The organism is Neisseria sp. P0004.S004, assembly GCF_051963335.1.
Classification (GTDB): domain Bacteria; phylum Pseudomonadota; class Gammaproteobacteria; order Burkholderiales; family Neisseriaceae; genus Neisseria.
Window position 1 is genome coordinate 1 of the sequence record NZ_JBQCUK010000010.1, and the last position, 22516, is coordinate 22516.

At 49.2% G+C, this 22516-nt stretch carries 19 protein-coding genes; 15 read left to right on the plus strand and 4 right to left on the minus strand.

The features are described from left to right. The first annotated feature begins 333 nt into the window (after positions 1–333). Positions 334–1563, plus strand: a complete 1230-nt coding sequence (locus ACTHRY_RS09255; protein ID WP_049322813.1) for a hypothetical protein — start codon at positions 334–336, stop codon at positions 1561–1563. A gap of 34 nt (positions 1564–1597) precedes the next feature. Continuing rightward, positions 1598–2776: a bifunctional phosphopantothenoylcysteine decarboxylase/phosphopantothenate--cysteine ligase CoaBC gene (gene coaBC, locus ACTHRY_RS09260; RefSeq protein ID WP_049322812.1), complete on the plus strand. Its 1179-nt coding sequence runs from the start codon at positions 1598–1600 to the stop codon at positions 2774–2776. A gap of 53 nt (positions 2777–2829) precedes the next feature. Here the strand turns inward: coaBC and era are convergent, their stop codons facing one another. After that, positions 2830–3759 (minus strand): GTPase Era, encoded by a 930-nt coding sequence (era, locus tag ACTHRY_RS09265; RefSeq protein ID WP_036493257.1) that lies wholly within the window; start codon positions 3757–3759, stop codon positions 2830–2832. A 64-nt stretch (positions 3760–3823) separates the two neighbouring features. Next, positions 3824–4543, minus strand: coding sequence for a ribonuclease III (gene rnc, locus ACTHRY_RS09270; protein WP_049322811.1), 720 nt, complete (start codon positions 4541–4543; stop codon positions 3824–3826). Between the two features lie 253 nt (positions 4544–4796). Here rnc and ACTHRY_RS09275 point away from each other — a divergent pair, with 253 nt between their 5' ends. The 3 genes from ACTHRY_RS09275 to nusB all read left to right on the plus strand — a co-directional run bounded on the left by ACTHRY_RS09275 (position 4797) and on the right by nusB (position 6243). Further along, positions 4797–5120 carry a DUF2185 domain-containing protein gene (locus ACTHRY_RS09275; protein WP_003748560.1) on the plus strand — a complete coding sequence of 108 codons (324 nt, stop codon included), beginning with the start codon at positions 4797–4799 and terminating at the stop codon, positions 5118–5120. Between the two features lie 93 nt (positions 5121–5213). After that, positions 5214–5693: a 6,7-dimethyl-8-ribityllumazine synthase gene (ribH, locus tag ACTHRY_RS09280; protein ID WP_003748562.1), complete on the plus strand. Its 480-nt coding sequence runs from the start codon at positions 5214–5216 to the stop codon at positions 5691–5693. Positions 5694–5814: 121 nt separating this feature from the next. Next, positions 5815–6243 (plus strand): transcription antitermination factor NusB, encoded by a 429-nt coding sequence (gene nusB / locus ACTHRY_RS09285; protein ID WP_049322810.1) that lies wholly within the window; start codon positions 5815–5817, stop codon positions 6241–6243. A gap of 117 nt (positions 6244–6360) precedes the next feature. Here nusB and ACTHRY_RS09290 read toward each other — a convergent pair whose 3' ends face one another. Next, on the minus strand, positions 6361–6783 hold the full coding sequence (locus ACTHRY_RS09290) for a type IV pilin protein (protein ID WP_049322809.1): 423 nt from the start codon (positions 6781–6783) through the stop codon (positions 6361–6363). A 289-nt stretch (positions 6784–7072) separates the two neighbouring features. Here ACTHRY_RS09290 and ACTHRY_RS09295 point away from each other — a divergent pair, with 289 nt between their 5' ends. The 10 genes from ACTHRY_RS09295 (at position 7073) to nagZ (ending at position 21420) form a co-directional block, all read left to right on the plus strand. Continuing rightward, entirely contained in the window at positions 7073–8254 is a 1182-nt protein-coding gene (locus tag ACTHRY_RS09295) for an efflux RND transporter periplasmic adaptor subunit (RefSeq protein WP_440374205.1), read from the plus strand. Between the two features lie 81 nt (positions 8255–8335). Then, positions 8336–10273, plus strand: coding sequence for a MacB family efflux pump subunit (locus ACTHRY_RS09300; protein WP_049322807.1), 1938 nt, complete (start codon positions 8336–8338; stop codon positions 10271–10273). Between the two features lie 62 nt (positions 10274–10335). Further along, positions 10336–11718 carry a TolC family protein gene (locus ACTHRY_RS09305; RefSeq protein ID WP_049322806.1) on the plus strand — a complete coding sequence of 461 codons (1383 nt, stop codon included), beginning with the start codon at positions 10336–10338 and terminating at the stop codon, positions 11716–11718. Between the two features lie 111 nt (positions 11719–11829). Then, entirely contained in the window at positions 11830–12696 is an 867-nt protein-coding gene (locus ACTHRY_RS09310; protein ID WP_049322805.1) for a DUF808 domain-containing protein, read from the plus strand. A gap of 55 nt (positions 12697–12751) precedes the next feature. After that, positions 12752–14299, plus strand: coding sequence for an apolipoprotein N-acyltransferase (gene lnt / locus ACTHRY_RS09315; protein ID WP_049322804.1), 1548 nt, complete (start codon positions 12752–12754; stop codon positions 14297–14299). A gap of 277 nt (positions 14300–14576) precedes the next feature. Continuing rightward, positions 14577–15440 (plus strand): RNA polymerase sigma factor RpoH, encoded by an 864-nt coding sequence (rpoH, locus tag ACTHRY_RS09320; RefSeq protein WP_004519690.1) that lies wholly within the window; start codon positions 14577–14579, stop codon positions 15438–15440. Between the two features lie 149 nt (positions 15441–15589). Then, positions 15590–16843, plus strand: a complete 1254-nt coding sequence (hemA, locus tag ACTHRY_RS09325) for a glutamyl-tRNA reductase (RefSeq protein WP_049322803.1) — start codon at positions 15590–15592, stop codon at positions 16841–16843. A 241-nt stretch (positions 16844–17084) separates the two neighbouring features. Next, positions 17085–18584: a DegQ family serine endoprotease gene (locus tag ACTHRY_RS09330; RefSeq protein WP_049359163.1), complete on the plus strand. Its 1500-nt coding sequence runs from the start codon at positions 17085–17087 to the stop codon at positions 18582–18584. Positions 18585–18717: 133 nt separating this feature from the next. Continuing rightward, positions 18718–20238 (plus strand): Na+/H+ antiporter NhaC family protein, encoded by a 1521-nt coding sequence (locus tag ACTHRY_RS09335; RefSeq protein WP_049359165.1) that lies wholly within the window; start codon positions 18718–18720, stop codon positions 20236–20238. 96 nt (positions 20239–20334) lie between these two features. After that, positions 20335–21420, plus strand: coding sequence for a beta-N-acetylhexosaminidase (nagZ, locus tag ACTHRY_RS09340; RefSeq protein ID WP_036493220.1), 1086 nt, complete (start codon positions 20335–20337; stop codon positions 21418–21420). Between the two features lie 77 nt (positions 21421–21497). Here nagZ and ACTHRY_RS09345 read toward each other — a convergent pair whose 3' ends face one another. Beyond that, complete coding sequence (locus tag ACTHRY_RS09345) at positions 21498–22244, minus strand: amino acid ABC transporter permease (protein WP_049322801.1); 747 nt, start codon at positions 22242–22244, stop codon at positions 21498–21500. Between the last annotated feature and the right edge of the window lie 272 nt (positions 22245–22516).

The following is a 22516-nucleotide window of genomic DNA, read 5'->3' on the forward strand; positions in this document are numbered from 1 at the left end:
AACCAACTGTGTTATACTGTCTGCTTCGTTTTCTTCACCGCATCAGCAGCGAAGAACCGAACTATACGCCTTCCAACAAAACCAGTCAACACCCAATTTCAAAAAAATTGCAGAATTTCTGCAACTGTCTGTATTTAAATAATTTTAAATTTATCAAATTTTATATATTCACTAGGTGTACAGAATCTTCAAAGATAATAGCCCTACAACTTTGCTCTTATTTGCTACATTCAGATGCTATCTCTCTTTATATTGCTGGCGCTTTGGTCCTATCTACTCTTACAATCTACACTTTCTTCAATAAAACAATCATAAATTTAAAATTGTCCTATTATGAGCAACCAACAAATCCAACAAAAATTTGAACAGGCATATCACTCTTTTATCGAAGAGGAAAATTACGAGGAAGCGCTTAAACGTGCGGAGATTCTTTGCCTTCTCAATCCACAATCTGTCGAATTTCATCACAAAGTTGCTTATGTCTATCTAAAGCAATTGAATTGGGAAAAAGCCATTGAGGCCGAAATGAAAACATTGGAGCTGGATTGCGCCTATATCCCTGCTTTGGATTTACTTGCACATGCATACGGCGGTTTGGAAAATTGGGAAAGAACCGGATTTTATGGCCATCAGGCTTTGGTCTTGAAAGATAAAGCCATACCTGACCTTCAGCATGAAATTATTCCTGCATCGGCGCCAAAAGATGGAAAACGGATTATCTCGTTTTCTTTATTTGGTAATAGTTCCAAATATATTGAACCTGCCGTCTTAAATACCCAGCTTGCTCCTGTTCTTTTCCCTGGCTGGACATGCCGTTTCTATGTTGATGATTCTGTTCCGGCCGAAGCCCTCCAACGGTTTAAGGCCAATGGTGCGGAGGTTATCCATATTGATCCCCAACTGCGCAACTGGCCCGGAACGATGTGGCGTTTTCTTGCGATAAATGATCCTGAAGCTGAATATGTGATATTTCGCGATGCTGATTCTATTATTTGTTATCGAGATGCAGCTTCTGTTTCGGAATGGATAAAAAGTGGCGCCCTATTCCACACCATACGCGATTCGGGCTCGCATACTGCTTTAATTCTTGCAGGCATGTGGGGGGCTAAGGCCGGTGCCGTCCCTAATATGCGGGAAAGAATTCAAAACTTTATTGATAGCGGCTATTCTTCAAGGCATTTCGCGGATCAGGATTTCTTAGAAAAAGAATTGTGGGCCTATATACGCCAAAATCTCTTTGCACATGACCGACTGTTCAACTTCCGTAATCCGCATGACATCCCCGGAGAATTCAACCCAGATTATCAAATTGCTTTCTGCGAAGGTGCAACCAGCTTCAATGCGACAACCGATTATGAAGATAACAGCTTGGCGAGATGGACTTTATATTCGCGTGTATCCCCTTTAGTCAATCGGGATTACTCGCTTAATATTGTTCCTGAATTTAAGGTATGCAGTTACGTAACTGAAGTAAAAAACGGAATTGTCTCAGCTTCCTTACCCAGAAGATACGGTAATGCCATTAAAGCAGGATTGGCAAAAATCAATATCGAGAGAATTTGATTTCAAACAATAGCTTAACTAAACATCCAATATCATGAGCAAACACATTCTCCTCGGCATTACCGGCGGTATTGCGGCGTATAAATCGTGTGAACTGGTCAGACTGCTGAAAAAGCAAGGACATTCTGTTTCAGTGGTGATGACGAATTCTGCGACGGAATTTGTCTCTCCGCTGACTTTCCAAGCATTAAGCGGCAATCCCGTGTTATCGGATACCTATTCAGGCGCTTCCAATAATGGCATGGCGCACATCAATCTGACGCGCGAAGCCGACGCATTTCTTATTGCGCCTGCAACTACCAATACGATTGCCAAAATTGCCAACGGATTGGCCGACAACCTGCTGACTACTTTGGCCGCAGCCAGAAAATGTCCTTTGGCCGTTGCGCCTGCAATGAATGTCGAAATGTGGAACAACCCTGCCAACCTGCGCAATATTGCACAACTGGCTTCAGACGGCATTACCGTGTTTTACCCAAACAGTGGCGAACAGGCTTGCGGAGAAACAGGCACAGGCAGAATGGTTGAAGCAGTCGATCTGGCAGATTTGCTAGAAGATTTATGGACACCCAAGCTACTGAGCGGCAAAAAAGTTCTGATTACAGCCGGCGCAACGTTTGAAGCCATCGATCCTGTCCGCGGTATTACCAATATTTCCAGCGGACAAATGGGTATGGCTTTAGCGCGTGTGTGCCGTGCTGCCGGAGCGGAAGTCACACTGATTTACGGTCAAATTCAGACGGCCTTGCCAGCAGGCTTGGCTCATTCTGAACAGGCTGTCAGCGCAGAAGCCATGTATCAGGCAGTCCACCGCCACATCCATGCGCAAGATGTCTTTATTTCCGTTGCAGCCGTTGCAGACTATAAAGTCAAAAACAGCAGCAACGAGAAACTGAAGAAAAACGGCAATCAGCCTCCGGTTATCGAGCTGACAGAAAATCCGGATATTCTCGCATCCGTAGCCGCCCTGCCTTCCCCACCATTCTGCGTCGGCTTTGCAGCGGAAAGCCATCAGGTTTTGGAATTTGCACGGGCAAAACGTTTGCGCAAAAACGTACCGATGCTGGTGGCCAACCAAGTTTCCGTTTCCATGGGTAAGCCAACCAATCAAATCACCATTATTGATGACCTTGCTGAAACCTCCTTTCCGGAAATATCCAAACGCCAAGCCGCAGATGAAATCGTCAAACGCTTGGCTGAATTGTTGTCTTAATCAAACAGAAGGCCGTCTGAAAATTTTTCAGACGGCCTTTGTTCAAACACACATTACAGTCCCAATTCGCGCAGGAAACGAATATCGTCTGCCCAACCGGATTTCACTTTCACCCAAATCTTCAAGAAGACTTTGGTATCAAACAATTTCTCCATATCAAGGCGTGCTTCAGTAGAAATTTTCTTCAATTTCTCCCCACCCTTGCCAATCAAAATCGCCTTTTGGCTGTCTTTATCAACCAACACCGCGATATAAATGCGGAACAGTCCGCTTTCCTCTTCCTCAAACTGCTCCACTTCAACATTCATCGCATACGGCAGCTCTTCGCCCAAATAGCGGAACAATTTTTCGCGCACAATTTCCATCGCCAGGAATCGGCTTGATTTGTCCGTCACCATATCTTCCGGATACATCGGGATACTTTCCGGCAGATACGGCTTGAGCAGCTCCAGCAGATTGGCAATACGCAGACCATGTTTCGCGCTGACTGCCTCGCTGGCGGCAAACTCAAACTCTTGGCGCACTTCATTGATAAACGCCTCAAGTGCAAATTTGTCTTTGGCTTTATCTTTATCGATTTTATTGACCACCAATACCACGGGCGTATGCTTAGGCAACTGTTTCAACACCACGCGGTCGGCATCGGTAAAGCGCATGGCTTCCACCACAAAAACCACCACGTCCACGCCGCTCAATGCTTCGGTGACGTTTTGATTAAGACGGTCATTCAAAGCATTGCGGTGATTGGTTTGGAAACCCGGGGTATCGACAAACACAAATTGCGCCGTGTCGTCGGTGTAAATACCGGTTACACGGTTGCGCGTGGTTTGTGCTTTTTTACTGGTAATACTGATTTTCTGACCGATTAAATGGTTCATCAGCGTGGATTTGCCGACATTCGGACGCCCCACGATGGCCACAAAGCCGCAACGATAATCTGTCGGGTGTTGCGACTCGTTTTGCAAAAAGGTTTCGATATCCATTTATATATGACTTTCTTGATTGTTTCAGACGGCCTTTGCATTTTCTCAAAGGCCGTCTGAAATATTATTTTTTAGATTTTTTCAAAGGAAACTTCTGTTCCAACCATTCTAGGGCTTCACATGCCGCTTTTTGCTCGGCTACTTTCCGACTGCTGCCGCGTGCATTGCAGATGAAACCAAGTTCGCCCAAATCGCAGGAAATCACAAACATCGCATCGGCCGTCTGCTCCGCCTGCTCTTCAATTCGATATTTTGGCAGGGCAAAGCGGCGTGCCTGCAAGGCTTCCTGCAAAGCGGTTTTACTGTCTTTTTTGCCGATATTCAAATCCGCGCGTTTTACGCGTTCCGCAAACAAATGGCGAACTACTTTTTCCGCCGCAGAAAAATCAGCGTCAAAGCTGACCGCCGCAAACATCGCCTCCATCGCATCGGCCAAAATCGAAGGCCGTCTGAAACCGCCGCTCTTCAACTCGCCGGCACCCAAATACAAACCGTCGCCAACATTCATTTCCAACGCGATTTCAGCCAATACGCCTTCATTTACCAAAGCCGCGCGCATCCGCGACAACTCGCCTTCCGACAATTTCGGAAACGCGTCAAACAACATCCGCGCCACGGAATAGTTCAAAATCGAATCGCCGACAAATTCAAAACGCTCATTGTGTTTGGCATTGTAGCTGCGGTGGGTCAAAGCCTGCTGAAGCAGCTCCATATTGCGGAACTCATAGCCCAGACGCTTTTGAATCGCTCGATGCGCCTGCTGTTTGAACAAATCAGGTTTCATTCCATACTTTCAAAAAACAGCCCGAAAATACGCCTCATCCGCAGTGAAACAAAATAAAAAGGCTACACCGGCAACTTTTTTATTTTGGCTCATTGTTTCTTGCGTCCCTCAAGCCGATAAACAATCAAAAGCCGTCATGTTCAAACCTGACGGCACTTGCCGACATTGTACCATCAAACCGCCCCTGCACACATCCGTGCGGAAAAGCGGCGAATCGTGTAAAATCATGCCAAATCATCTCTTTGTCAACTCCATGAACAAATTTGCCCAAGCATTGGCCGCAGCGCTCGACCGCTGCATTGTTACCAACACCGTCGCCGAACAAGGCGAACCCGTCGGCTTCCTCTACCGCGAAGCCCCCGTATTTGAAAATGACAGCGGCTGGCGTATTTTCAGCGGCGACGAAACCGACGAATACACCGACAATCCCGACAACTTCAGTATTGTCAGCCTCTCCGCCATTACTGCAGACAATCCCGACATCGCGCCTCTGCTGACTCAGGCAGAAGGCAGCGCGTGGGAACTGAACGAAGACGGCGAGTTCCAAGCCGTTGCCGATTGGCAGCCGCAAGAATAATCCATCCCCATTTCGTTTCAGACGGCCTTCTTTATAACAAGGCCGTCTGAGACCGAGCCGAATCCCTATTTCACCAATATTGAAGGAATCATCATGAACATTATCGAACCTCGCCTCGACGGTACCAACTTGCGCATCGGCATCGTTCAGGCCCGCTTCACCAACGAAATCGGCAGCGAAATGGTCAAAGTTTGTTGCCGCACCTTAAAAGAATTGGGCGTAGCCGAAGACAACATCACGCTTGCCACCGTCCCCGGCGCGCTTGAAGTGCCTATCGCGCTGATGAACCTCGCTTCATCCGAACAATTCGATGCCCTGATCGCCATCGGCGTTGTGATTCGTGGCGAAACCTACCACTTTGAATTGGTATCTAATGAGTCCGGCGCAGGTGTCAGCCGCGTTGCCCTTGACTACAACATCCCGATTGCCAACGCCATCCTGACAACTGAAAACGACGAACAAGCCGTTGCCCGCATCGAAGAAAAAGCCTCCGATGCCGCCAAAGTTGCCGTAGAATGTGCCAACTTGGTCAATCATCTTTTGTCAGAACAATACGAAGACGACGAAGAATAAACTTCTCCCCGTATTGAATACAGCATATTTTCAGACGGCCTCCCAATCATGACATTGAGGCCGTCTGAATCATTCAATATTCAGCCGACAACCCTCGGCACCCTCTTCACAAGGAATACCCATGAAAAGCCCACGCCGCCGCGCACGCGAGCTTGCCGTACAAGCCATTTATCAAGCAGGCATCAACAAAACTGCCGCTCCCGAAATCGCCAAAAACATCCGCGAACTGTCTCAAGCATCCAATATGGATGAAGAGCTGTTCAACAAACTGTTTTTCGGCGCACAAACCCATGCCGAAGAATACATGGAAAAAATCAGCCCCCTGCTTGACCGCGACGAGAAAGACCTCAGTCCTATCGAACGCGCCGTTTTGCTGGTTGCCTGCCATGAGCTGAGCACCATGCCTGAAACCCCCTATCCTGTCATCATCAACGAAGCCATCGAAGTTACCAAAACTTTCGGCGGCACCGACGGCCATAAATTCGTCAACGGCATCCTCGACCAACTGGCTTCCCGCATCCGCCCTGACGAACCGCGCCGCAAAGGCTAAGATTGACTTCACATTGGGTCAGGATTACCAATCTTTGCCCTGTATAAGCTAATGTGCTTATACAGCCAAACCATCCAAAAGGCCGTCTGAAATTCAGACGGCCTTTTATATTTCGATTTATTCCGATTTTGGTATTTCATAACCGGGGCAGTTTTGTTTATCGCTGTTTGCCCAGATGATACCGCTGTCGTTGTAATAAACGGTACAAGTTTCATCGGCATTGGTTTCTTTATTGGGCACAGCCTTCAAAATATAACCTGAATCGGAAGGATTAGGCATAGAAGCCGTACCTTCGGAAAAACTAATATTGAAATATTGATTCTGCTGCAAATTTTCGGTAGGAAACCCTACAAAAGTACTTTTTTGAGTATAGTAGCGTTCGAGTTGTTGGGCGTTATGAAGCATCTGTGTGCGGACGGCGGCAAGGCGCGTTTGGCGGATGTAGTTTTGATAAGACGGATAGGCGATGGTAGCGAGAATGGCTGCAATCACAACGACTATCAGCAGCTCGATAAGCGTGAAGCCTTGTTGGTGTTTCATTTTATTTGTGTCGTTAATAATTGGAATAAGACATGAATATTATAGTCGTTTTCTTGCGGTTTAAATGTTCAGATTCGGAGGAAGTTTGGGAATTTATGTAAACGAGGTACAAGTTCTGAAAAATATTTTCATCCTTTTATTTTTTATTTCAATAAGTTAAACTTCAATTTAAACCGACCGTCTCTTGGTCGGCCTTAGTCTTTACAGTAAAATCCAGTTGTTTTTTTGTTTCTATCAATACATTTGTCGCTTGTCTGCGACGTTATTTTATTGAATTGGTTCCTTTTATATGTCTAAAGTTTTCAAGTGGGCGGCCGGTACGGCTGTTGTAGTAGCAGCGGCTTTCGGCGGCTGGTCTTTGATGAAGCCTGAGCCTCAGTCTTCTTTTATTACGGAAGTGGTCAAACGCGGCGATATCCGTCAAACCGTATCGGCAACCGGCGAAATCTCGCCTTCCAATTTGGTATCCGTAGGCGCAGAAGCTTCAGGCCAGATTAAAAAACTGTATGTGAAACTGGGCCAACAAGTGAAAAAAGGCGATTTGATTGCAGAAATCGACTCAACCAATCAGCTCAACACGTTGAATACCGAAAAATCCAAACTGGAAACTTATCAGGCAAAATTGGTTTCTGCCGAAATTGCGCTTTCCAGTGCGGAGAAAAAATATAAGCGCGAACTTGCCTTATGGAAAGAACAAGCCACTTCCAAAGAAGATTTGGAATCTGCACAAGACTCTTTAGCCGCAGCCAAAGCCAATGTCGCCGAACTGAAGGCCTCCATCAAACAATCCAAAATCTCCATCAATACGGCCGAATCCGAATTGGGACACACGCGGATTACCGCCACCATGGACGGAACCGTGGTCGCCATTCCTGTTGAAGAAGGCCAATCCGTCAATGCGGCGCAATCTACGCCGACCATTATCCAGCTGGCCAATCTGGAAACCATGTTAAACAAAATGCAGATTGCCGAAGGCGATATTACGAAAGTCAAAGCAGGTCAGGATATTTCGTTCACCATTTTGTCCGAGCCAGACACCCCGATTAAAGCGAAATTGGACAGCGTCGACCCCGGCCTGACCACCATGTCTTTGGGCAGCTACACCAGCAGCACGGATACGACTTCCAATGCGATTTACTACTATGCCCGCGCCTTGGTGCCAAATTCCGACGGCAAACTTTCCATCGGCATGACCACTCAAAACACGATTGAAATCAACGGCGTGAAAAATGTCTTACTGGTACCGACGCTGACTGTAAAAAAACATAACGGCAAATCCTATGTCAGCATTTTGGGCGCAGACAATAAAACGGTAGAACGCGAAGTAACCGTCGGTTTGAAAGACAGCATGAATACCGAAATCAAAAGTGGCTTGAAAGAAGGCGAAAAAGTAATCGTTTCTGAAATGAGCGCAGACGAAAAGAATAAGAGCAGCGAACGCGCGATGATGGGCGGCGGCCCTCCCCGCTGATTGATTAAGGCCGTCTGAAAGATTTGGCTGTGTTTCAGACGGCCTTGGTTTCTGTATGTCTATTTTTCGCCCGGAAAGATTATGAGTTTAATCGAATGTAAGAATATCAACCGTTTTTTCGGTAGCGGTGAAAACCGTGTGCATGTATTGAAAGATGTCAGCCTTTCTATTGAAAAAGGCGACTTTGTGGCGATTATCGGCCAATCCGGCTCGGGCAAATCGACGCTGATGAATATCTTGGGCTGTCTGGATACCGCCACTTCCGGCTCTTATCAAATCGACGGCATCGAAACATCGCAAATGCAGCCGGATGAGCTGGCGGCTTTACGCCGTGAGCGTTTCGGCTTTATTTTCCAGCGTTACAACCTGTTAAGCTCGCTGACCGCCCGGGACAACGTCGCCCTGCCTGCCGTGTATATGGGCATGGACAGCAAAGAGCGCGCGGAACGTGCGGAAAAATTATTGGGCGATTTGGGTTTGCAAAATAAAGAAGGCAACAAACCCAGCGAGCTTTCCGGCGGTCAGCAACAGCGCGTTTCGATTGCCCGCGCGTTGATGAACGGCGGCGAAATCATCTTTGCCGACGAACCGACCGGCGCATTGGATACTGCCAGCGGTAAAAATGTGATGGAAATCATCCATAAGTTGCACGAAGACGGGCATACCGTGATTATGGTCACCCACGATCCGGGCATTGCGGCAAATGCGAACCGCGTCATCGAAATCCGCGACGGTCAGATTATTTCGGACACTTCTAAAAATCCCGACATTCCGCCCAGCAAAGTGGAGCGGATTAAAGAAAAAACTTCCTGGTCGTTTTATTACGATCAATTTATGGAAGCATTCAAAATGTCGGTACAGGCGATTATGGCGCACAAAATGCGTTCGTTGCTGACCATGCTGGGGATTATTATCGGTATCGCTTCAGTGGTATCGGTGGTGGCCTTGGGTAATGGCTCGCAACAAAAAATCCTGGAAGACATCAACTCGATGGGCACAAACACCATCAGCATCTTCCCCGGCCGTGGTTTTGGCGACCGCCGTAGCGGACGAATCAAGACACTGACGATTAATGACGCAAAAGCCATCAGCCAACAAAGCTACGTCGCCTCTGCCACCCCTCAAACCAACTCCGGCGGCACCTTAACCTACCGCAACACCGACCTGACCGCCTCGCTTTACGGCGTAGGCGAACAATATTTCGACGTGCGCGGTTTGAAATTGGAAGAAGGCCGTCTGTTTGATGATGACGATGTAAAAAACGATGCCCAAGTCGTCGTCATCGACCAAAACACCAAAACCAAACTCTTTGGCGAAGGCGTCAATCCTTTAGGCAAAACCATCCTTTTCAAAAAACGCCCGCTAACCGTCATCGGCATTATGAAAAAGGATGACAACTCATTCGGCAATTCCGACTCACTGATGCTTTGGTCGCCTTATACAACGGTTATGCACCAAATTACCGGCGAAAGCCATACCAACTCCATCGTTGTCAAAATCAAAGACGATGCCAACACTCAAGTTGCCGAAAAAAGCCTGACCGAGCTACTGAAAGCACGCCACGGTACAGAAGACTTCTTTATGAACAACAGCGACAGCATCAAAGAAATGGTTGAAAGTACGACCGGCACCATGACACTGCTGATTTCTTCCATCGCGGTCATCTCTTTGGTGGTCGGCGGTATCGGCGTGATGAACATCATGCTGGTCTCCGTTACCGAGCGCACCAAAGAAATCGGCGTCCGCATGGCAATCGGCGCACGCCGCAACAATATTTTGCAGCAGTTTCTGATTGAAGCCGTCTTAATCTGTATCATCGGCGGCCTTTCGGGCGTATTGTTGTCCGCAAGCATCAGCCTGGTGTTCAACTATTTTGTTACCGATTTCCCGATGAGCATTTCCATGGCTTCCGTCATCGGCGCAGTTGTCTGCTCCACCGCCATCGGCGTCGCATTCGGCTTTATGCCTGCCAACAAGGCTTCCAAGCTCAACCCGATTGATGCATTGGCTCAGGATTGATTATGTTTCAGACGGCCTATTATCTTGGGGCCGTCTGAAATGCCGTTACCCGAAAGATTTTTATGAAGACGAAACCTTTTTCCCAAGTAGCCTTATCATTGGCTGTTGCCCTTGCCCTAAGTGCGTGCGCCGCGCCTAAAGCCAATCCGAACCTGACACTGGAAGCAACCGGCCAAGTTATGAGCGCGGCGGAAACTGCCGAACGCTACGATGTAAACGGCAACTGGTGGGAAATCTACCAAAGCCAGCAGCTCAGCGCGCTGATGGAGCAGGCGCTGACGAACAATATCGATTTGAAACAGGCGGCCATCAGCGTCAACAAGGCTTTGTACCAAGCCAATATTTTGGGTGCAGATTTGGTGCCTTCGTTCAGCGGTTCGTTGGGCGCGAATGCTTCTAAAAACCTGAAAACCGGCAGCCATGGCAATACCTTCAGCAGCCAGCTTGGTTTGAGCTACGAATTGGATTTGTGGCGTAAACTCAGTGCCACTGCCGATGCACAGGTATGGGAATACCAAGCCACGCATGAAGACATGGCTAACACACGCCTGACTTTGATCAATAATGTCGCCGATGCGTATTTCAATATCGCCTACCTGAACGAAGCCATCGAGTTGGCGCAAAAATCGTTGAAGCAATATCAGGAAATCAACCGCATTGCGAATGCCAAGTTCCGCTACGGCCGGGCTGACTCAAGCCAGCCGACCCAAGCCAAACAGTCATTGCTGAGTGCCGAAAACAGCCTGTTGTCTTTGCAAAACAATTTGGATACGCAAAAACAGGTTTTGCGTAATTTGTTGAATTTAAGGCCATCTGAAAACATGGCCGCCGATCCGGCACAATTTCACCTGCTGCCTGTCAAAGGCGTGAACTTGGACGTACCGATTACCGTTTTGGCCAACCGCCCCGATCTGCGCGCCGCCGAATACCGCCTGCAAGCGTCGCAACAATCGGTCAACGCGCAAAAACGCAGTTGGTATCCGTCGATTACTTTGGGCGCAAGTTTGAGTACGTCGTCCGACAAAGCAAAAAGTACGTTCAATATCCCCATGTTGGGCGGCTCGGCCACCATCAATCTGCCTTTCCTTAATTGGCAGACCATGAAATGGAAAGACAAAACCGTACAAGCGGAGATGGACAGCGCCAAGCTGAATTTTGAAAAAGCCCTGACCACAGCGCTCAACGAAGTCAACACCAACTACCTTGCCTACAAAAACGCGCAGGCCGGCCTTGCCAATCAGGAACAGCGTTACCAGTTGGACAAGAAAAACAGCCATTACTATCAAGTCCGCTACCAACACGGTAAAAACGAACTGAAAGACTGGCTGGAGGCTTTGAATACGGAATACAGCTCGGCGCAAAACCTGCTGAACCAACGCTATGAAGCTTTAAAATACGAAAATATGGTGTACAAAGCCATGGCGGGACGTTATACACCGAAATAGCATTTTCAGACGGCCTTTGGTTAATTTCCGTCAAAGGCCGTCTGAAACCATTCAAGCAACTGAATTTTCATATATAATCGCGCGTTTATTTGATTTTATCCGGACAACATTATGGCCTTCGCCTCTCTCTTTACGCTTTTGGACGACATTACCGCCGTTTTGGACGATGTAGCGATGATGACCAAAGTCGCCGCCAAAAAAACCGCCGGCGTGGTCGGCGACGATTTGGCGCTCAACGCCAATCAGGTAACCGGCGTATCTGCCGAGCGCGAATTGCCGATTATTTGGGCGGTGGCAAAAGGCTCTCTGGTCAACAAGCTGATTCTGGTGCCGCTTGCGCTGTTGCTTTCCGCTTTCGTACCTGCACTGATTACGCCCTTGCTGATGATCGGCGGTGTTTATTTGTGTTTTGAAGGCGTGGAAAAACTGTTGCACAAATTTCTGCACCGCAATGAACACGAAGACGGACACGATGCCGAACCTGAAGTCACAGACGAAAAAACAAAAGTGAAAGGCGCGGTCCGCACAGATTTCATCCTCTCCGCCGAAATTATCATTATCGCGCTGGGCGTTGTTGAAAAATATGACCTGATGACGCGTTCTTTGGTTATGGCCGCCATCGGTGTCGGCATGACTGCATTGGTCTATGGTTTGGTCGGCATTATCGTCAAACTTGACGACCTCGGCATGATGCTGATGCGCCAAAAAAGCGCCGCCGTACAAGGCATCGGACGCGGTTTGATTTCATTTATGCCTTGGTTTATGCGCGGCTTGAGCATTGTCGGCACGCTGGCGATGTTCTTGGTCGGCGGCGGACTGATCGCCCACAACCTTGGTTTTTTGCACGACTTCCTCCACGCGCAACATTGGGACAGCGGCATGATGGAACATATCGCCAATCTGGTGGTCGGAGTAGCCGCCGGTGCATTGGCTTGCGCAATCGTCCTGCCTGCAATGAAATTGTTTCAAAAAGACTGATTTTGTTTCCCTGCCGTCTGAAAACTTTTCAGACGGCCTCAATACCATTTAAAGCATGAATATTTTCCGTAAACTCGAACAATACTGGCAACACCCGCTGCTGTACTGGCCGCTGGTCATCTTGATTGCCGCCGCGACGCCGTTCACTTTCGCCCCGTATTATCATTTCTGGCTGATGCCGCTGTTGTTTGGCGCGCTGATACGCCTGATTGAATTGCGTCCGCGCTTTGCCGTCATGACTGCCTATCTGTTTGGATTAATCGGTTATACGGCGCAGTTTTATTGGATACACACTGCCCTGCATGATGTTTCGGGTCTGCCGGATTCATACGCCATCCCCCTCACCTTCCTGCTGCCGGCATTTCTTGCGCTTTATCCGGCTATCTGTTTTTGGGTGTGGAGAAAATGCAATCTGGCGCGCTGGGCCAAAACCGGCCTCCTGCTGCCGATTTTGTGGACGCTGGCAGAATTTGCCCGCGAACGCTTCCTGACCGGATTCGGCTGGGGCGCCATCGGCTATTCCCAAATCATCAAAGACAGCCCGTTGGCAGGCTTCGCGCCGTTGGGCGGCATTCATATGGTTACGCTGGCAACCGCTTTCCTCAGCGCATGGCTGGTGTTGCTGATTGACAACCACGGCCGTCTGAAACACCGCCTTCTGCCCTTATTCCTTATCGTTGCGCTCTGCTCCGTCGGCTACATTTCCCAACAAACCGAATACACCCGCCCTGACGGCAGCACCAGCACCGTCGCCCTGATTCAAGGCAATATCGAACAAAATCTGAAATGGAAAGAAGAGCAAATCATTCCGACCATTCAGAAATACTACGAACAAATCAGCAAAACCAGTGCCGACATCGTCATCCTGCCTGAAACCGCCCTGCCGCTGATGCGCCAAGACCTGCCCGAAGGCATCTTGGAACAATTCGCTGAACAGGCGCAAAGCAACGGCAGCGCATTGGCCATCGGCATCAGCCAATATACGCCCGACGGCAACGGCTACGAAAATGCCGTCATCAATTTGAGCGAATATCACAACAGCACTTCCGATGTCATTCCCTACTACGCCAAGAACCACCTCGTTCCATTTGGCGAATACAAGCCCTTGCCCGCCATTACCGAGCGCCTCTATAAAATGATGGATATGCCTTTGGCCGACTTTCAAAAAGGCGGTGACAACCAAGCGCCTTTGGTGATGAAGGATCAAAAAGTCGCCTTCAATATCTGCTATGAGGACGGCTTCGGCGACGAACTCATTGCAACGGCGAAACGCTCCACCCTGCTCGCAAACATCAGCAATATGGCGTGGTACGGCAAATCCAATGCCATGTATCAGCAGCTTCAACAATCCCAAGCGCGTGCAATGGAACTGGGCCGCTACATGGTTCGCGCCACCAATACCGGCGCAACCGCCATTATTTCCCCTAAAGGCACGATTGTTGCCGAAGCCCAGCCGGATACAGAAACCGTCCTCGAAGGCCACGTCAAAGGCTACATTGGTGAAACGCCTTACATGAAAGCAGGTGGCTCAACCTGGCTTATCAGTATTTTGGCCGCCATCAGCGTATTCCTTATCCTAATCGGCAGAAAAAAGTCTGAATAAAATTTTAAGACCTTGTTACACAAGGTCTTTTTTATTGGTAAAACTATTTACATACAGAAATGTTTGTAATATACTTACCCAAAACCTAGCAAATCACTCAAATTTTTTAAGACAATCAACCCTTGCGATTCAAGCAGTAAAAACTATTGAATCTATCGTTAATTTACAGAAAAAATCCAACCCATAACAAAACAAACCACAGGCAGTGTTATACTGCTTGTCACACAATAAACAAAAAGCCGTTTTCAGACGGCCCAATCAAGGAGAGCATCCTTTTATGAATAAAGCTTTTGCATTACCCGTTATCCACAGCGGCAACGGTAGCCTCGAGCAATACATTCATACTGTCAACAGCATTCCCATGCTGACTGCCGAAGAAGAAACACAACTGGCCGAACGTCAACAAAAAGGCGACCTCAACGCCGCCAAACAACTTATTCTGTCCCATCTTCGTGTCGTCGTATCCATTGCACGCGGTTACGACGGCTACGGCCTCAACCAAGCCGACCTGATTCAAGAAGGCAATATCGGCTTGATGAAAGCCGTCAAACGCTACGAACCAAGCCGCGGCGCACGCCTGTTTTCGTTTGCCGTGCATTGGATTAAAGCCGAAATCCACGAATTCATTTTGCGCAACTGGCGTTTGGTCCGCGTGGCCACAACCAAACCGCAACGCAAACTGTTCTTCAATCTGCGCAGCATGCGTAAAAACCTGAATGCCTTGTCTCCAAAAGAAGCGCAAGAAATCGCCGACGATTTGGGCGTCAAATTGTCCGAAGTCTTGGAAATGGAACAACGCATGACCGGCCACGACATCGGCATCATGGCAGAAAACAACGATGACGAGGACAACTTCGCCCCTATCGACTGGTTGGCAGACCACGATGCAGAGCCCAGCCGTCAATTGTCCAAACAAGCCCACTACGCCCTGCAAACCGAAGGTCTGCAAAACGCCTTGGCGCAACTGGACGACCGCAGCCGCCGTATCGTTGAAAGCCGCTGGTTGCAAGACGATGGCGGTTTAACCCTGCACGAATTGGCTGCCGAATACGGCGTATCTGCCGAACGCATCCGCCAAATCGAAGCCAAAGCCATGCAAAAACTGCGCGGTTTCTTGGCAGAAGAAGCAGAAGCCGTTTAAGCCTTTCTTGATAAAAAGGCCGTCTGAATCTTTTCAGACGGCCTTTTCGATGACAAACCTCATCGTATCTTATCCCCCCAACACATTCATTTTAAAGCCCACTTAAGCTATAATAGCCACCACACACACTACCCGGTCATACCATAACCATGCAACTTACCGTCGTCGGACTCAACCACCAAACCGCGCCCTTGAGCATACGCGAAAAACTGGCATTTGCTGCTGCAAATCTGCCGGATGCCGTGTCCAACCTCGCGCGCAGCGAGGCGGCGGAAGAAGCAGTCATTCTTTCTACCTGCAACCGCACCGAGCTTTACTGCGTCGGCGAATCCGAAAAAATCATCAACTGGTTGGCAAAATATCACAATCTGCCTGTCGAAGAAATCCGCCCCTACCTCTACACCCTGGACAACAACGAAACCGTCCGCCACGCCTTCCGCGTCGCCTGCGGCTTGGATTCCATGGTCCTGGGCGAACCGCAAATTCTCGGTCAAATCAAAGATGCCGTCCGCGTTGCGCAAGAACAAGAAAGCATCAATACCCACTTAAACGCCCTGTTTCAAAAAACCTTTGCCGTTGCCAAAGAAGTGCGCACCGATACCGCTGTCGGCGAAAACTCCGTCTCTATGGCTTCCGCATCGGTCAAAATGGCAGAGCAAATCTTCCCTTCCATTTCCGACCTTAACGTCCTCTTTATCGGCGCAGGCGAAATGATTGAGCTGGTGGCCACTTATTTTGCCGCCAAAAATCCCAAGCTCATCACCGTTGCCAACCGTACACACCAGCGTGCGCAGGAATTGTGCGACAAACTCAGCGTCAACGCCGAAGCCTGCCTGCTGAATGAATTGCCCTATATTCTTCACGATTACGACGTGGTTGTTTCTTCCACCGCCAGCCAACTCCCCCTCGTCGGCAAAGGCATGGTCGAACGTGCATTGAAAAAACGCCACAACATGCCCGTTTTCCTGCTGGATTTGGCCGTTCCGCGCGACATTGAAGCCGAAGTCAGCGAATTGGAAGATGCATATCTCTATACCGTGGACGACATGATGGATATTGTCCAAAGCGGTAAAGACGCGCGCAAAAAGGCAGCGGCGGCGGCTGAAAGCATGGTGGAAGAAAAGGTCAGCGAATTTATCCGCCAGCAGAAAAACCGTCAAAGCGTTCCGCTTATCCGCGCCTTGCGCGACGAAGGCGAACGCGCACGCCGCCAAGTGCTGGAAAATGCCATGAAACAACTGGCAAAAGGCGTATCGGCCGAGGATGTCCTCGAACGCCTCTCCATTCAGTTGACCAACAAACTGCTCCACTCTCCGACACGCACACTCAACAAAGCCGGCTCGGACAACAGCGAATTAATCGATGCCGTGGCGCAGATCTACCACTTGGACCAACACGACTGACCGTAATTTAAAGGCCGTCTGAAAGAAGCGAGACAACAGGTTCTATGCCAAAGTTTTCAGACGGCCTCAAAGCAACAAATTTCAATCATCATTTTTTTCATTTAAAATGAAATGCTTGAAAAAAAACCGTTAAAGTGTAAAAATCCTATCTTATACATTTAAACAGCATTCAAACAATAAAACTGCCTGCCGATTCAAACGCATGCCGACAATACGATAGGCACCGGCAAAAGGAACTTTCGTGCATATTAAAACAAACACATATCTGGCCCTCGCTGTCCTCTCAGCTTCTCTTCTTTCAGGTTGCGACAAAGTCAGCACCTTTTTTGGCAAAGACGAAAACAAAGAACTCGTCCAACGCATAGAAACCAATACCGATGACGGAAAAGTCGGTATGTTGCTGCCCGACTTCGCCCAACTGGTCCAAAACGAAGGACAAGCAGTCGTCAATATTCAAGCGACACCGGCAAAACGCACTGCGACACCGGATGACGACCACAGCATGGACTTGAGCCAATTTCCCGACAACGATCCGTTTTACGAGTTCTTCAAACGCCTTGTTCCCAATATGCCCGACATGCCGCAAGAAGATACCGAAAGCGACGATTTGAATTTCGGTTCCGGCTTCATCATCAGCAAAGACGGCTATATCCTGACCAATACCCACGTGGTTGCCGGCATGGGCAATATCAAAGTCCTGCTCAACGACAAACGCGAATACACGGCCAAACTGGTCGGCTCAGATGCCCAATCCGATGTTGCCCTCTTAAAAATCGAGCCGCAAGAAGACTTGCCGGTTGTCAAAATCGGCAATCCGAAAGATTTGAAACCGGGCGAATGGGTAGCCGCCATTGGTGCGCCTTTCGGCTTTGACAACAGCGTAACTTCAGGCATCGTCTCCGCCAAAGGCCGCAGCCTGCCGAATGAAAACTACACGCCGTTCATCCAAACCGACGTTGCCATCAACCCCGGCAATTCAGGCGGCCCGTTATTCAACCTCCGCGGCCAAGTAGTCGGCATCAACTCGCAAATCTACAGCCGCAGCGGCGGTTTCATGGGTATTTCGTTTGCCATTCCGATTGATGTTGCCATGAATGTGGCCGATCAATTGAAAGCCAACGGCAAAGTCCAACGCGGTCAATTGGGCGTGGTTATCCAAGAAGTTTCTTACGATTTGGCCAAATCTTTCGGTTTGGACAAAGCAAGCGGCGCGTTGATTGCCAAAATCATGCCGAACAGCGCAGCACAGCAAGCCGGTTTGCAAGTCGGCGATATTGTCCGCAGCGTAAACGGAGAAGAAGTCCGCGCTTCCAGCGATTTACCGGTCATGGTCGGCTCGATGATGCCGGGTAAAGAAGTTACTTTGAGCATTTGGCGCGGCGGCAAACAAACCGATGTCAAAGTCAAACTTGGCAGCGCAGCCGAACAAACGGAAACATCGGCCAAAGAAACCGAACAGCCGCAACACGAAGGCGGTCATGACGGCTTTGCCGTTGAAAACGCAGGCCTGACTTTGCAGGTTGAAAACGCAGACGGCAAACAACGCTTGATCGTTCTGCGCGTTAGCGGTGCGGCCGAACGTGCCGGCCTCAAACGCGGCGACGAAATCATTGCCGTCAGCCAAATCAGCGTCAATGACGAATCCACCTTCCGCAGCGCCTTGGAAAGCGCAGGCAAAAACGTACCGCTTCTGGTGCAACGCGACGGCAACACCTTGTTCCTTGCACTCAATCTGCAATAGCAAGATTTTCAGACGGCATGATGATGCGTTAAATGATAAAATACCCATCAGTCAGAGGCGGTGGGTATTTTGTTATCCGCTTTCCAAATCTAGGCCGTCTGAAAATATTTCACCGCTTATATACAATATAATTATGCAACTTATTAATTATTCGAATTCTATTTTATCCATTGTTCCGGCAGCCATCGCGCTCGCCCTGGCCATTGCTACGCGCCGTGTATTGCTGTCCCTGGGTGTCGGCATTATCGTCGGCTCATTCCTGCTGGTAGGCGGTAATCCGCTTGATGCCTTGGTTCACTTGAAAGACATGGCCGTCAGCCTGACTTGGGCGGACGGAGATTGGTCTTTGGGCAAACCCAAAATCCTGCTTTTCTTGGTGCTTTTGGGGATTTTCACTTCCCTGCTGACACATTCCGGCAGTAACCAAGCATTTGCCGATTGGGCGAAACAGCACATCAAAGGCCGTCGCGGCGCGAAGCTGCTGACTGCCTGCCTGGTATTCGTTACCTTTATTGATGACTATTTCCACAGTCTTGCCGTCGGCGCAATTGCCCGTCCTGTAACCGACAAATTCAAAGTTTCCCGTGCCAAACTGGCTTACATCCTGGACTCCACTGCCGCACCGATGTGCGTTTTGATGCCGGTATCCAGCTGGGGCGCATCGATTATTGCTACTTTGGCCGGCCTTTTGGTAACGTACAACATCACAGGCTACACACCGATGGGCGCATTCGTGGCCATGAGCCTGATGAATTACTATGCCGTCTTCGCATTGATTATGGTGTTTGTCGTGGCCTGGTTCTCTTTTGATATCGGCTCAATGGCTCGTTTGGAACGCGCCGCTTTAAACGAAATTCATGATGAAACCGTTGACACCGGCCATCCTAACGGCCGCGTATTCGCGCTGATTGTACCGGTTTTGGTACTGATCGCCGCCACGGTTTCCGCCATGATTTACACTGGCGCACAAGCTTCTGAAACCTTCTCTTTGCTCAGCGCATTTGAAAATACCGATGTGAACACTTCCCTCGTGTTCGGCGGCACTTGCGGCGTATTGGCCGTCATTCTCTGCACCATCGGCACCATCAAAACCAGTGATTACCCCAAAGCCGTTTGGCAGGGCATCATCTCTATGCGCGGTGCCATTATCATCTTGATTTTGGCATGGATTATCAGCACCGTTGTCAGCGAAATGCACACCGGCGAATACCTCTCCACCTTGGTAGCAGGCAATATCCATGCAGGCTTCCTGCCCGTGATTTTATTTCTGCTCGCAGGCGTGATGGCCTTCGCTACCGGTACAAGCTGGGGCACATTCGGCATCATGTTGCCGATTGCCGCCGCCATGGCCGTCAAAGTCGAACCAGCGCTGATTATCCCCTGCATGTCCGCCGTCATGGCCGGTGCCGTATTTGGCGACCACTGCTCGCCGATTTCCGACACCACCATCCTCTCTTCTACCGGCGCACACTGCAATCACATCGACCACGTTACCTCGCAATTCCCTTACGCACTGACCGTTGCTGCCTCTGCCGCTATCGGCTACCTGATTTTAGGCATGACCGGCTCTGCGCCTTTAGGTTTTGTGGTAACCGGTATCGTGATGGTTGTGTTGATTTTCATCTTAAAAGACAAGAACAAAGCAACTGCCTAATTCAAAACCAATATTCAGACGGCCTGAGATATTCCGACACGCTCAGGCCGTCTGAATATTGCAATTACCCATATATCCATTATTCAGGACAAAACAATGAATACGCCCCATCTTCCACGCGGCCCCGTCATGGCCGACGTCGCCGCCTACCATCTGACCGAAGAAGAAAAACAACGCCTGCTCGACCCCGCCGTCGGTGGCGTTATTTTGTTCCGCCGCAACTTTGAAAACGTCTCCCAGCTCAAAGCTTTGGTTCAAGAAATCAAAGCCGTCCGCACCCCTGAACTCATCATCGCCGTCGACCACGAAGGCGGACGGGTTCAACGTTTTATTGACGGCTTCACCCGCCTGCCGGCCATGAACGTATTGGGTGAAATTTGGGATAACGAAGGCCAAGAAGCCGCCTGCGCCCAAGCAGAACAAGTCGGCTGGGTTTTGGCGACTGAACTCTCCGCCTGCGGTATCGACCTATCCTTCACACCTGTATTGGATTTGGACTGGGGTCAATGTGCCGTTATCGGCAACCGCAGTTTCCACCGCGACGCCAACATCGTGACCCAGCTTGCCCTTGCCCTGCAAAAAGGCCTGAACAAAGGCGGCATGAAATCTTGCGGTAAACACTTCCCCGGCCACGGCTTTGTCGAAGGCGACAGCCATCATGTCCTGCCTTGCGACGAACGCAGCCGCGAAGCGCTCGAAGCTGCCGACCTTATCCCCTTCCGCGCACTGAGCCAGGCAGGCATGGCCGCAGTCATGCCTGCCCACGTCGTGTACCCGCAAATCGACAGCCAACCTGCCGGCTTCTCCGAAAAATGGCTGAAACAAATCCTGCGCCAGGAAATCGGATTTAACGGCGTTATCTTTTCAGACGACCTGACCATGGAAGGCGCATGCGGTGTCGGCGGTATTAAAGAACGCGCCCGACTTTCTTTTGAAGCAGGCTGCGATATTGTACTGGTGTGCAACCGTCCGGACTTGGTAGATGAATTGCGAGACGGTTTCCACGCACCGGCAAACGCCGATTTGGCCGCACGTTGGCAATACATGGCCAATACATTGACCATCCAGGAAGCTGCCGACATCATGGCAACTGAAGCATTCCAAGCCGCCCAACAAGCAACTGCCAAACTGGCAACGCCTAAAGACATCGCAGGCGGTGTCAAAGTCGGCGAAGCATTCTGATTCAAGGCCGTCTGAAACATTGACGGCAAATAAAAAAGGAAGACTTTTTCAAGTCTTCCTTTTTTGATTCAAACCGATTAGCGGTGTTGCGGATTGTAACGGCTTTCCAATCGCAGGAATACCCAACCCAAAAAGCTTGTCAGCACCAAATAAATCAGCGCAATCGTATAAAGCGGTTCCTCATAGACAGAATAGCGGCCGGTAATCGTGCTTTGTACATAAGCCAACTCAGCCACACCGATGACGGACAACAATGAGCTGTCTTTCAACAAAGTAATAAATTCACTGGCCAGTGGCGGCAACATACGGCGCAAAGCTTGTGGCAAAATCACATAACGCATCGCCTGAGTATAGGTCAGACCCAAAGAACGTGCAGCTTCCATTTGGCCTTTATCAATTGATTGAATACCGGCACGGAAAATTTCACAAATATACGCACCCGAGTTCGCAACCAAAGCCAAAGAGCCGGCAATCAGCGCACCATAAGAACGGCGCAGATCAACAGCTGCTTCGCCGCTAATCAGCACACCGTCTGCCGGGTGAACGAAAAATGGGAACCAAACATAAGCCCAAATCACAATTTGTACAAACAATGGCGTACCGCGAAACAGCGTCACATACCAAAAAGAAATCTTACGCAAAACCCAAGCCAAGGCACGCATCGGTGCACCGGCTTTTTCCGGATTGATCAAACGCGCCAATGCCAGCAGCAAACCCAAAACCGAGCCGCCTGCCGTTGCAACCACCGTCAGTCCCAGCGTCGTCAACACGCCGTAAAAAAACATCCAGCGGTATTCATAAATGATGTCAAAACGAAAATCCATAAATCTTCCGTCGGTCAAAATCGGTAACGAATCCGAATATTTTTTAAAATGAAGCTTGATATTTTACAAGAAAATACATTGCTTGAACGGTTTTTTGTTAAATTATTCCGCCCAACCCTGCTTTTTTTACATTTCCAATAAATTGATACCCCTTTTCGCCTTTGCCCATATAGGACATTTTCCGTATAAAAAACAAAGCGCAAACCCGCCACAAAATTGACCGAAACACAAAAACAGCGGATAATCCACCCATTCTTCAAACATCTTTCAGA